The sequence below is a fragment of the Sphingomonas sp. Ant H11 genome (assembly GCF_000797515.1).
GTDB lineage: Bacteria > Pseudomonadota > Alphaproteobacteria > Sphingomonadales > Sphingomonadaceae > Sphingomonas.
Map to the genome: position 1 here is coordinate 26,949 of NZ_JSBN01000041.1, position 11,737 is coordinate 38,685.

Annotated in this window: 11 protein-coding genes and 1 pseudogene; 7 read left to right on the top strand and 5 right to left on the bottom strand. The window is 66.1% G+C overall.

Annotation, left to right across the window (positions count from 1 at the left end):
- Positions 1 to 3 precede the first annotated feature (3 nt).
- The 3 genes and pseudogenes from NW75_RS09160 to NW75_RS09170 all read right to left on the bottom strand — a co-directional run bounded on the left by NW75_RS09160 (position 4) and on the right by NW75_RS09170 (position 3,600).
- Entirely contained in the window at positions 4 to 1,092 is a 1,089-nt protein-coding gene (locus NW75_RS09160; RefSeq protein WP_033964857.1) for a glycosyltransferase family 2 protein, read from the bottom strand.
- Positions 1,093 to 1,152: 60 nt separating this feature from the next.
- Positions 1,153 to 3,253: pseudogene (locus tag NW75_RS09165) on the bottom strand (RelA/SpoT family protein).
- A gap of 113 nt (positions 3,254 to 3,366) precedes the next feature.
- The gene (locus NW75_RS09170; protein WP_231565079.1) at positions 3,367 to 3,600 is read right to left on the bottom strand and encodes a CC_3452 family protein; all 234 of its coding nucleotides are present in this window, start codon (positions 3,598 to 3,600) and stop codon (positions 3,367 to 3,369) included.
- 200 nt (positions 3,601 to 3,800) lie between these two features.
- Here NW75_RS09170 and NW75_RS09175 point away from each other — a divergent pair, with 200 nt between their 5' ends.
- The 7 genes from NW75_RS09175 (at position 3,801) to NW75_RS09205 (ending at position 9,346) form a co-directional block, all read left to right on the top strand.
- Positions 3,801 to 4,292 (top strand): winged helix-turn-helix transcriptional regulator, encoded by a 492-nt coding sequence (locus tag NW75_RS09175; protein WP_010405266.1) that lies wholly within the window; start codon positions 3,801 to 3,803, stop codon positions 4,290 to 4,292.
- A gap of 63 nt (positions 4,293 to 4,355) precedes the next feature.
- Positions 4,356 to 5,096, top strand: a complete 741-nt coding sequence (gene ccmC, locus NW75_RS09180) for a heme ABC transporter permease CcmC (protein WP_033964858.1) — start codon at positions 4,356 to 4,358, stop codon at positions 5,094 to 5,096.
- 100 nt (positions 5,097 to 5,196) lie between these two features.
- Positions 5,197 to 5,631, top strand: coding sequence for a cytochrome c maturation protein CcmE (ccmE, locus tag NW75_RS09185; RefSeq protein ID WP_033964859.1), 435 nt, complete (start codon positions 5,197 to 5,199; stop codon positions 5,629 to 5,631).
- 148 nt (positions 5,632 to 5,779) lie between these two features.
- Positions 5,780 to 7,783 carry a heme lyase CcmF/NrfE family subunit gene (locus tag NW75_RS09190; RefSeq protein ID WP_033964860.1) on the top strand — a complete coding sequence of 668 codons (2,004 nt, stop codon included), beginning with the start codon at positions 5,780 to 5,782 and terminating at the stop codon, positions 7,781 to 7,783.
- The gene (locus tag NW75_RS09195) at positions 7,780 to 8,307 is read left to right on the top strand and encodes a redoxin family protein (RefSeq protein ID WP_033964862.1); all 528 of its coding nucleotides are present in this window, start codon (positions 7,780 to 7,782) and stop codon (positions 8,305 to 8,307) included. Before NW75_RS09190 ends, NW75_RS09195 begins: the two co-directional genes overlap by 4 nt.
- Positions 8,304 to 8,711, top strand: coding sequence for a cytochrome c-type biogenesis protein (locus NW75_RS09200; protein WP_033964864.1), 408 nt, complete (start codon positions 8,304 to 8,306; stop codon positions 8,709 to 8,711). Before NW75_RS09195 ends, NW75_RS09200 begins: the two co-directional genes overlap by 4 nt.
- Positions 8,708 to 9,346 (top strand): tetratricopeptide repeat protein, encoded by a 639-nt coding sequence (locus NW75_RS09205; protein ID WP_033964865.1) that lies wholly within the window; start codon positions 8,708 to 8,710, stop codon positions 9,344 to 9,346. The genes NW75_RS09200 and NW75_RS09205 overlap by 4 nt, the downstream gene beginning before the upstream one ends.
- On the opposite strand, the gene NW75_RS09210 is transcribed toward NW75_RS09205, so the two are convergent.
- Positions 9,333 to 10,916: a family 43 glycosylhydrolase gene (locus NW75_RS09210; RefSeq protein WP_033964866.1), complete on the bottom strand. Its 1,584-nt coding sequence runs from the start codon at positions 10,914 to 10,916 to the stop codon at positions 9,333 to 9,335. The two genes, NW75_RS09205 and NW75_RS09210, sit on opposite strands and share 14 nt — an antisense overlap.
- Positions 10,916 to 11,737, bottom strand: an 822-nt coding sequence (locus NW75_RS09215) for a DUF885 family protein (RefSeq protein ID WP_033964879.1), incomplete at its 5' end; no start/stop codon positions are given. The genes NW75_RS09215 and NW75_RS09210, both read right to left, overlap by 1 nt.

The following is an 11,737-nucleotide window of genomic DNA, read 5'->3' on the forward strand; positions in this document are numbered from 1 at the left end:
GGGTCACCCCTCCGTTCGTGCCGAGCCTGTCGAAGCACTGCTTTCCGCAAGGTCTGGTTCCTGCGGTGAGCGCTGCCCTTCGACAAGCTCCGGGCGAACGGGCTGGGGCTGGGCTTCGGCGCGATAGCCGAGCGTCGCTCGCCCCTGGATCGGCCCCACCACATCGGCAACCAGATAGAGCGGGCGGCGCTTCGATTCGACATACAGCCGCCCGAGATATTCGCCGATCATGCCCAGCACGAACATCTGGAACGCGCCGAGCAGTACGACGACGAGCATCGTCGAGGTCCAACCCGCGACCGCGCTGCCGCTGAAAAAGCCGACCGCGATATAGAGGAACAGCAGCAACGATGCCGCCGTCAGCGCCAGGCCCAAATGGCTGGCGAAGCGCAACGGCGCGGTCGAAAAGCCGGTGACCGCGTCGAGCGCGAGGCGGATCATCTTGCCGAGTGGATAATTGGTTTCCCCCGCATGGCGCTCGGCGCGGTCATAAGGGAAGGGGATCTGCTTGAAGCCGACCCAGGCGACCATGCCGCGAATGAAGCGGGCCTGTTCGGGCATCGACAGGAAGGCGTCGAGCGCCCGCCTGCTCATCAAGCGGAAATCGCCGGTGTCGAGCGGGATGGCGGTGTCGGTGACGCGGTCGAGCAAGCGGTAGAAAGCGGCGGCGGTGGCTTTCTTGAACAGCGTCTCGCCCTCGCGTTTGCGGCGCACCGCATAAACGACATCGGCCCCCTGCGCGGCCATCGCGGCACGCATGTCGGTCAGCAATTCGGGCGGGTCCTGCAGATCGGCATCGATAATCAGGATCTGCGCGCCCGAACACAGATCGAGCCCGGCGGTGAGCGCGAGCTGGTGTCCGTGGTTGCGCGACAGGTTGACGATCACCAGGCGCGGGTCGTCGGCGGCGAGGCGCTGCATCTCGCCCCAGCTATCGTCGCGCGAGCCATCGTTGATCAGCAGGATTTCGTAATCGTTGCCCACAGCGGCGCGCGCGGCGGCGGTTACGCGCGCATGCAGCACGGCGAGGCATGCCGCTTCGTTATAACAGGGGATGACAACGGACAAAGCGGGGGATGTGGGACGCGACATGCCTGCTGAATAGCGTGTCGTCGCGGTGCCGTCATGGGGAAGTTGTGCGCCGGGGCGAGATCAGACGCGGATGACGCTGTTGACCGCGTCCGCCGCGCGCAGCGCACCGATCACGCGCATCAGATGGTGGACGTCGTGCACTTCGACATCGATCGTATTGGTGTGGAAGCCGGTGTCGCGATTGTCGAGCCGCAAATTGACGATATTGGCCTTTTGCGCGCCGATGATCGTCGCGATCGTGCCGAGTGCGCCAGGTTCGTTCTTGACCTCCACCGAGATGCGGCCAGTCGCGCCTTCGGTCTTGTCACCCCACGACAGATCGACCCAATCGGCGTCGTCGGCGGCGGCGAGGATCGGGCAATCGATCGTGTGCACCTCGATCCCCGCATCGGGACGGCGCAAGCCGACGATGCGGTCGCCGGGTACGGGATGGCAGCATTCGGCGAGATCGAAGGCGACCCCGGCGGTCAGCCCGCGAATCGAGATCGCGCTCGATTGCGGCGGCAAGTCGCGCAACGCGTCGGCACCGGCCGAGCCCGGCATCAGCGCTTCCATTACCGCCGCATCGGGCAAACGACGGCGCGCGATCGCCTCGAGCAAGGCGGCTTCGTCCGCGACCTTCAGCCGCTGCATGGCCATCGCCTGCGCATTGCCGGCGAGCGGGGCAGGCAGGCGCGAGACGAGCTCGTCATACATCTTGCGGCCGAGCGCCTGCGTTTCGACGCGTTCCTTGTGGCGCAAATGCCGCCGGATCGCGGCGCGTGCCTTGCCCGTGATGGCGAAGTTCAGCCAATTGGCCTGCGGCTCCTGCGCCTTGGAACGCAGAATCTGCACCTGGTCGCCATTTTCGATCGTCGTGCGCAGCGGCACGACGCGGCCGTTGATCTTGGCCCCGACCGCCTGGTCGCCCAAATCGGTATGGACGGCATAAGCGAAGTCGATCGGCGATGCGCCCTTGGGCAATTGGTGCAGCTCGCCCTTGGGGGTGAAGGCGAAGATGCGATCCTGGTACATCGCCATCTTGGTATGTTCGAGCAGTTCCTCGGGGCTTTCGGCATTGTCGAGGATTTCGACCAGATCGCGGATCCAGCTCACTTGCGTGTCGGGGCGCACGCGCCGTTCATCGGGTCCTGCTTGTACGCCCAATGCGCGGCGAGGCCGAGCTCCGCCTCTTCATGCATGTCGTGTGTGCGGATCTGGATTTCGACGCGGGTATTGTCGGCGTGGATAACGCTGGTGTGGAGGGAGCGATAGCCGTTGCGCTTGGGGGTCGAGATATAATCCTTGAAGCGCCCCGGCACCATCGGCCAGCGGCGATGGATGACGCCCAGCGCCGCGTAACACGCCTCCTCGGTCGGCACGATCGCGCGGAACGCCATGATGTCGCTCAATTGTTCGAAGCTGATATGGCGCTCGGCCATCTTCTTCCAGATCGAATAGGGATGCTTTTCGCGACCGAAATTTCGGCCTCGATCCCGGCGCGCGACAGGAGCAGTTTCAGCCCCGACCCGATCTTGGCGATGCGGTCGCCGCCGCCTTCCTTCAACTGGGCAAGACGCTTGGTGATCGATTCATAGGCTTCGGGTTCGAGCTGCGCGAAGGCGAGCGTCTGCATCTCCTTCATGAACTCGTACATGCCGATCCGCTCGGCGAGCGGGGCGTAGATGTCCATCGTCTCGCGCGCGATGCGTTTGCGCTTGTCGGGATTCTTGATGAAATGCAGCGTACGCATGTTGTGCAGCCGGTCGGCGAGCTTGACCAGCAACACGCGAATGTCGTCGGACATCGCCAGCAGGAATTTGCGCAGATTTTCGGCGGCGCGTTCGTTTTCGGTCTGCGCCTCGATCTTGGACAGTTTGGTTACGCCGTCGACCAGCCGCGCGACCGAGGGGCCGAACAGCCGTGTAATCTCCTCGGGCGTGGCGACGGTATCCTCGATCGTGTCGTGCAGGATCGCGGTCGCAATCGTTTCGTCGTCGAGGTGCAGATCGGTCAGGATGCCGGCCACCTCGATCGGGTGGCTGAAATAGGGGTCGCCATTGGCGCGTTTCTGGCTGCCATGTGCCTGCATTGAGAACACATAGGCGCGGTTCAGCAGCGCCTCATTGGCAGTGGGATCGTAATCGAGGACCCGATCGACGAGTTCATATTGGCGTAGCATCTAGCCCCAAGATGGCGTCTGAGCCTGTTGCTTTGCAACATGTTTAGCCCGAAGGCCAAAAAAAACCCCTCCCGCGCGCGCGGAAGGGGCAATGCACCTCTCGGGGAGGATGCTTATTTGACGCGGGCGTTGCACTTGGCGAGCGCATCGGCGTCGAACGCCTGACCTGCTGCGGTGAAGGCCGAAAGTTTGCCAGCGCGCTGGGCCACCATTTCACACACGATGACGTCGCGCTGCGGACCCTTGGCGGCGGTGAAGGCAGTGTTGTTCCACTTCCACAGCGTTCCGCTGGTGATGAGCACGGTCTTGGTGGGGGCGGCGACCGGGGGTGGCGGCGTAATACGCATTGTCGTCGGCGGCATGGGCGGCCATCGGCGCGAGCAAAGTGGCCGAGGCCAGAACGGCAGCGGCGGCGAGCGTACGAATCATGGCGACGGTCCTCATAAATCAGTTGCTAAGGGCCACCTAAATGCTGCACATGCGAGTTGCAAGTAGAAACGTATATTTCAGTCCCATGACGGGTCAAGATGGGATAAGGTTGACGATTATGGACGAAAAACTGCGCGAACCCTTGCGGGAACTGGTAAAGTGCAGCCTGCCCGCGGCGCTGGAGGCGATGGGGGAACGCTGGAGCTTCATGATCCTGCGTGCTGCGTTTAACGGCTTGCACCATTTCGAGCAGTTCCAGTCCGAACTTGGCATCGCGCGCAACATTCTCGCCAACCGGCTGGGGCGATTGGTCGATCATGGCATCTTGACCCGCACGGCGATGCCCGAGGACCGGCGCAAGATTCAATATGAACTGACCGAGAAGGGCACGGCGTTGCTGCCGACGATGCTGGCGTTGCGGCAGTGGGGCGAGCGCTGGGAAACGGGCTTTCGCGCCAGCCCGGTGCTGGTCGACAAGCGCGACATGCGCCCGATCGCGCCGATCGAGGTGCGCGCCTGGGATGGCCGGGTGCTGACCAAACCCGACTTGCTGTGGGCGCTGCCGGAGGACGTCAATTATGACGAACAGGCGTTGCGCGCCGCCGAATAAGTCGCGGGGGCTGCGACGAAACGCCCTGTAGATTCGCCGATCGATCTTGCGTATCGGTGATGCGTGGCAAGCCTTCACACCTTCGCCAATCCGGCGCGTTTCCTGAAACTGGCGCGTCCGTTGACGCCGCCGCTGTTCTGGGCGGGCGTGCTGTTGATCGCTTACGGCGTGTGGGGCGGGCTGGCGCGGACCCCGCCCGATTATCTGCAGGGCGAGACGGTGCGGATCCTCTACATTCACGTGCCGACGGCGTGGCTCGGCATGGCCGGGTGGAGCGGGATCGCGGTGTCGTCGCTGACCTTTCTGGTATGGCGGCATCCGCTGGCGATGATCGCGGCGCGCGCGATCGCGCTGCCCGGTGCGGCGTTCGCGGCTTTGTGCCTCGCGACGGGATCGATCTGGGGGCGACCCACCTGGGGCACGTGGTGGCAATGGGACGGGCGGCTGACCTCGATGTTGCTGCTGTTCTTCGTCTATCTGGGGTTCATGGCGCTGACCCGCGCCGATGACGATCGCGGCGGCGACGGACGTATTCCGGCGATTTATGGCATTGCCGGATCGGTGTTGTTGCCGATCATCCGCTATTCGGTGGTGTGGTGGAACACGCTGCACCAGGGGCAAAGCATCGGTCTCACTTCCTCCAAGATCGATGCGACGATCCTGTGGCCCTTATGGTTCACGCTCAGCGGCTTCACCTGCTTCTTCGCCGCGATCGTGCTGATGCGGATGCGTACCATTCTCGCGCGGACCAAGGCCGAGGCGCGGATGCGGCGCATGGCGCATGTCGTGGATGTGGCCGTATGAACCCCTGGCCGTTCGTGATGGCCGCTTATGCGCTGACCGGGGTCGTCTCGGTCGGGCTGGCGGCGTGGAGCTTCGTGGCGATGCGCCGGAGCGAGAAACGATGAAGGCCAAGCATCAACGCCTGACGCTGGTGTTGCTCGCGGTCGCGGCGGTCGGCGGGGCGAGCGTGCTGGCGCTGTCCGCGCTGAAGGACCAGGCGGCCTTCTTCTATGCGCCGGGCGATGTGAAGAAGGACGGGCTTCCGCTCGGCCGCGCGGTGCGGCTCGGCGGGATGGTCGCGGATCATTCGATCCAGCGTCTTCCCGACGGCGTGTCGATGCGTTTCGTCGTTACCGACGGCGTCGCCACCGTGCCGGTGGCCTTCAAGGGCATCGCCCCCGACCTGTTCCGCGAGAAATCGGGCGTGGTGGCGGAAGGATCGTTCAACCCCGATGGCAGCTTCACCGCGACCAATTTGCTGGCCAAGCATGATGAGAAATACATGCCGCCGGAGATTGCGGGCAAGATGCACGAGACAAAGACGCTGAAACAATGATCGGCCTGGCACCGCGCGCCTATTTCGCTCCGTCAACCCGGGCTTGTCCCGGGGGCCACCGCGCCGCGTACCGTGTCCGTGCGGTTGGTTGGGCCCCGGGACAAGCCCGGGGTGACGCGCGGGGCGTATTTTGTGGATTGCCAGAGCAATGATCGCCGAAGCTGGCCTTGCCGCTTTGTGGTTCGCCGCAGCGCTCGCGTTGCTGCAATTGGTGCTGGCGGCGCTTGGGGTGTGGCGGACCAGTCGCCTGTCCGTTGCGCAGGGGGCTTCGACAGGCTCAGCCCGAACGGGACAAGAGGGCGACGCCGCGAAACGCCTGCTGACCGATGAGATCATGGCGGCGGTGCGCCCGGTCGCGGTGGTGCAGGGGTTGCTCGCTTTGCTGGCGATGCTGCTGCTGATCACCGTGTTCGCGCGCAGCGACATGTCGGTGCTGCTGGTCGCCGAGAACAGCCATTCGGACAAGCCGATGCTGTACAAGATCGCCGGCGCATGGGGCAATCACGAAGGCTCGATGCTGCTGTGGGTGACGATCCTCGGCATAGCCGGGGCGGCGGTGGCGGTGCTCGAACGCACGCTCGCCAAGCCGACGCTGATCGCAACGCTCGGCGCGCAAGCCGCGATTGCGCTAGGGTTTTACGCCTTCCTGCTATTCTCCTCCAATCCGTTTGCGCGGCTCGATCCGGCACCAGCCGATGGCAATGGCCTCAACCCGCTGCTGCAGGACCCCGGCTTGGCGTTCCATCCGCCAACGCTCTACATTGGCTATGTCGGCATCTCGATCGCTTTCTCCTTCGCGGTCGGCGCGATGATCACGCGCGATGTCGGTCCGGCTTTTGCCCGCGCGATGCGGCCCTGGGTGCTGGGGGCGTGGATCTTCCTGACGCTGGGGATCACCGCAGGTTCCTACTGGGCTTATTATGAGCTGGGCTGGGGCGGCTGGTGGTTCTGGGACCCGGTCGAGAACGCCTCGTTGATGCCGTGGCTGGCGGCGACGGCTTTGCTGCATTCGGTGACGGTGCTGGCGACGCGCGACGGCTTGCGTGCGTGGACGCTGATGCTGGCGGTGGTCGCCTTCTCGATGTCGATGATCGGCACCTTCCTCGTGCGATCGGGCATCCTTACCAGCGTGCATGCCTTTGCGGTCGATCCGACGCGCGGCAGCTTCATCCTCGCCTTGCTCGCGCTGTATATCGGTGGTGCGATGCTGCTGTTTGCGCTGCGCGTCGGCACGGTCAAGCAAGGCAACAGCTTCGATTTCGTCAGCCGTGAAGGCGCGCTGATCGCCAACAATCTGCTGCTGACGGTGATCCTGGGCATTGTGCTGATCGGCACGCTCTACCCGATCGTGGCGGCGGCATTCGGCACACAATTGTCGGTCGGCCCGCCCTTTTTCGACAAGGCCGCCGGGCCGGTCGCTTTGGTGCTGGTGGCGGTGATGGCGGCGGGCCCGCTGTTGCGCTGGCGGCGCGATACGCTGGCGGCGGTGCTCGCGCGAATGACGGTGCCGGTCGCGGCGACGGGCGTGGTGTTGATCCTGCTGGCGACGATCGGGGGCGTGGCCTTGCTGCCGATGCTCGGGCTGGCGTTGGCGGTCGGGCTGGCGGCGGCGAGCTTGGCACCTTTGTGGAAGCGCAACCTGCGCCGCACGCCGCTGTTCACCTATGGCATGGTGGTTTCGCATCTCGGCATCGCGGTGAGCCTGGCCGGGATGGCCTGCGATACGGCGTTCACGCAGGCGACGCTGGTTGCGGCGCGCGTGGGGGAGCCGCAGCATGTCGGGCCGTTCACCGTGACGCTTGATGGGATCAAGCCGGTGATTGGGCCCAACTGGTCGGCGCTGGAGGCGCGGCTCAGCGTGCGGCGGGGCGATGACGGCGCGACCTTCTATCTGCGGCCGCAATCGCGCTTTTTTGCCAATCCGGTGACGGTGACGAGCGAATCCGCGATCGCGACGCGCTGGGACGGGCAGCTCTACACCGTGCTGGGCGAGCCCGACGGCACCGGGCGCTGGCAATTGCGGCTGTGGTGGAAGCCGTTCGTGACGCTGATTTGGCTGGGCGGTGCGCTGATCGCGATCGGGGGGGCGCTGTCGTTGCTCGGGCGGTTGGCGCGTGGGCGACGCGCGGCTTTGCGCGAGGCATATGCATGAAGCGGCTGCTGATCTGGGTGCCGTTCGCGGCGGCGGTCGCGTTGCTCGCAGTGATCGGCTGGGGCCTGTACAAGCCCGCCGACCGCACCATTCATTCGGCGCTGGTCGGGCAGCCTTTGCCCAAATTCGACCTGCCGCCGATCGTGCCCGGCAAGCCGGGGCTGGCGGCGACCGCGTTCGCCAAGGGTAAGCCGCGGCTGCTCAACGTCTTTGCCAGTTGGTGCATCCCGTGCATCGCCGAGGCCCCGCAATTGCTCGCGCTCAAACAGGCCGGGGTCGAGATCGATGCGGTGGCAGTCCGGGACACGCCCGCTGCCATCGCCGATTTCCTGGCCCGCAATGGCGACCCTTATGCCGCGATCGGCGATGACAAGGTCAGTGCGGTGCAGCTCGCGCTGGGTTCTTCGGGCGTGCCCGAGACCTTCGTGATCGGCGGTGACGGGCGGATCGTGCTGCAGCATGTCGGCGACATTCGCGAGGAGGATGTGCCGAGCCTGATCGCGGCCGTAAGGAATGCGCGGTGAGGCGGCTGGCCCTCCTTTTGCTGATCGCGTCCAGCCCGGTTTTTGCCGACAGCAAACAACCGCCCGCGCCGCTCGCCAACGTTCAGCTGAAGGATCCGGCGCAGGAGCGGCAGGCGCAGGCGCTCATGGTCACGCTGCGCTGCGTGGTGTGCCAGGGCCAGTCGATCGCCGACAGCAATGCCGAGATGGCGGGGGACATGCGTTCCCTGGTGCGTACGCGCATCGCGGCGGGGGAAAGCCCGGAAACGATCCGCGCCTGGCTGGTCTCGCGCTATGGCGACTATGTCAGTTACGATCCGCCGCTCAGCGCGCTGACCGCGCCTTTGTGGATCACCCCGCTGGTGCTGCTGGCGCTTGGCGCGTGGCTCGCGCGGGCGAGCTTCAAGAAGCGGCGGCGGGCATGAACTGGGGAATCCTGCTGGTCGTCGGGATTGCGACGGCGGCCCTGTTGTCGGCGCTGGGCGTGTCGCGATCCTTGTGGACGATCGCGGGCGCGGCGCTGATGCTGGGGGCGGCGGGTTTTGCCGCGCAGGGGCCACGCCATGTCCCGGGCAAGCCGGTTGCCGCCGATGTTACACCGATCGCGATCGACCCCGGCATGGTCGCGTTTCGCGACGCGATATTCGCGCTGTCCCCTGCCGACGGCCTGGCATTGGCCAGCGCCGATGCGCGGTTGCGCGATGGCGACGCGCGCGCCGCCATCGATGGGCTGCGCGGCGACATTGCCTTGCGTCCGCGCGATGCGGCGCTGTGGACCGGGCTTGGCTATGCCTTCGCGCTGCATGACCGGGCGGTGTCCCCTGCGGCGAAGTTCGCGTTTCGCCGTGCGGTGCTGCTCGCACCCGAGACACCTGGACCGTTATTCTTCCAGGGCCTCGCTTATGTCGATGTCGGGGATCTGGCGGCGGCGCAGCCGGCCTGGCACTCTGCGCTTGCGGCAACACCGCCGGGTGCGCCGTACCGTGCCGATATCGCCGAGCGGGTGATGGCGCTGGATCGATTCCTGAGAGTGGCGGCGGCGCATTCTACAAAGCCGTGAAACGGAAATCGCGAAAGCGCGCGCTGCCTGTGCCTGCCGCATAAAGCCCCGGGCGCAGCATCAGGAAACCGCCGCGCACATTGTGGTGATAGCCTGACACTTCCATGCCGCGATCGAAGCGTGCCCAGGTGCGTCCGCCATCGCCGCTGGTGTCGAAGGTGACGATGTGGCGATCATTGGTGACGCGCAGCCGCATCCGGTGCCCATGCGGATTGTGCGGGCGGCCGCGCTCCTGGCCATATTGGTGCGTGACGAAGCGCTGCTGATCGAAGCCGAGGCCGCAATAGAGTGTGTCGTCATAGAAGAGCAGCAGCCCGGCGGTGGTGCCGGGATCGATCTCGATATCGCAGTCGAAGCGATAGGCGGTGTCGCCCGCGATTAGCAGCAGGGGCGCCGAATCGACCGGCGCGGTGCCGCTGGCGGTGAGCGTCAGTGTGCCATTGGCGACCGACAGGCGATCGGCCTCGTTGGGCCGCGGGCGGAAGAAGCTCCAGCGCGTGCCGAGCGCTGGGGCCCGGAAATCATCGGACAGGGCCATGCCGTGCGGCATCGCGCTGCCGCCCTTGGGCTTGGCGAGCGGGCGCGACAGATCGCCGCCCATCATTTTGAACCAGCCATCGGCGGTCCAGGCGACGGGATCGAGCAGCGTTTGCCGCCCGAGCGTCCAATAGTCCTTCTCATAGCCGTGATAGAGCGCCCACCAGTCGCCCGCTGGCCCTTCGACCAGCGAGGCGTGGCCGCGCGACCACCAGCGCTCGAATCGGTCGCGCGTGCGCACCAGCGGGTTGGCGGGGCAGTCCTCCCACGGCCCGTGGATCGAGCGTGCGCGGGCGGCGATCACCATATGCCCGGTCGGCGGCCCGGCGGTGCCGCCGACTGCGGTGATGAGGTAGAAATAGCCGCCGTGCCGGACGATCTTGGGGCCTTCGGGCGAGAAGCCCTCGACCACCCAATCGCTCGGATAGTGCCACGGATCATAGACATGCTCGGGTGTGCCGACCGTCGACAGGCCATCGGCGGACAGGCGCACGCGGTCGCCGCCCGACAGGAACAGCCAGCGCGAGCCGTCCTCGCCGACGACATGGCACGGATCGATATGGGCGTGCAGGCCGAGATCGACGGGCTCGCTCCACGGCCCTTCGATGCGATCGGCATGGATCACCCAGATCGAATTGGGCGAGGCCTTGGTCGGGATATAGAGGAAATAGCGCCCGTCATGCTTCGCGAGGCTCACCGCCCAGACCGAGCCGATAGTGCGGTGGAGCGCGGGGCCGATCGGCCGCCAGTTCACCAGATCGCGCGAATGCCACAGGATCAGGCCGGGATAGGAATCGAAGCTGGAGAAGGTCAGGTAATAGTCCTGCCCGTCTTTCAGGATCGCGGGGTCTGGGCGATCGCCCGACAGCACGGGATTGAGGAAGCGCCCGTCGCCGAGATCGGCGATGCGTTGCTGATCCAGCCCGCGCCTGTAATCGGCGGGGGTGTCGGGCGTGGCGGCGGAGGCGGTGGGCAGCAGCAGCGCAGCGCTGCCGCCAGCTGCGGCGAGCGCGTCCCGGCGCGTGAGGCGCATCAAACCCTCCGGGCGCGGCGCGCCAGTTCGTCGCTGCGCATCCGGCCGTGATCGAGCAGCACATGGTGATAGCGCGCCAGCGCTATGCCCGATCGACCGCGTGCGCCGTCTTCGATGGCGAGCGCGAACAGCATTTCGGTGGCGCGCGTCATCGGTTCCTGCGCGACCCGCGCGAGATCGGCGTCGAACGGGGCGAAATAGGCGGGTTCGCCCTGCCACGCGACGATGCGCGCGCGCGCTTCGGCGAGCGAAAGGCCGTGGAGATGGATGGCGAGATCGACCAACGCCCGGCCAATGCGGAACAGTCGCCAGTGGAGATAACCGAGTTCGGCCAGCGGATCGGCGGCGTAGACGCCCGCATCGGCAACACGGCGTTCGATATAGATCGCCCATCCCTCGGCAAAGCCCGGCGCATAATCGAGCCGGAGCGGGTGCGGATCGGCAGCGGCTTCCAGCGGCATCTGCACCATATGGCCGGGGAGCAATTCGTGCGCGACGACGCTCGGCAGGGTGAACGCCGGGCGATCGGCGAGGCGCTGAAGGTCTGGGACGTAGCCGCCCGGCTGGGTGGGCGTGGGCAGCGTGCGATAGCCGAAATGGGCGGCTGCGCGGTCGGCGGCGGTTGGGGGATTCGCGGCGACGTTCAGGCACCAGCGCGGCACCGCGCCGACCACGGCCGGGACACGCGCGCGTAGCTCCACCAGCCACCGGTTCATATCGGCCAAAGCGGCGTCGGGGCTGGCATAAGCCTGACGCGGGTCGCGCCACAAAGCGGAGAAGCGCGCGCCGGTAGTGGCCCCCGCTATCCCCAGCCGCGCGAA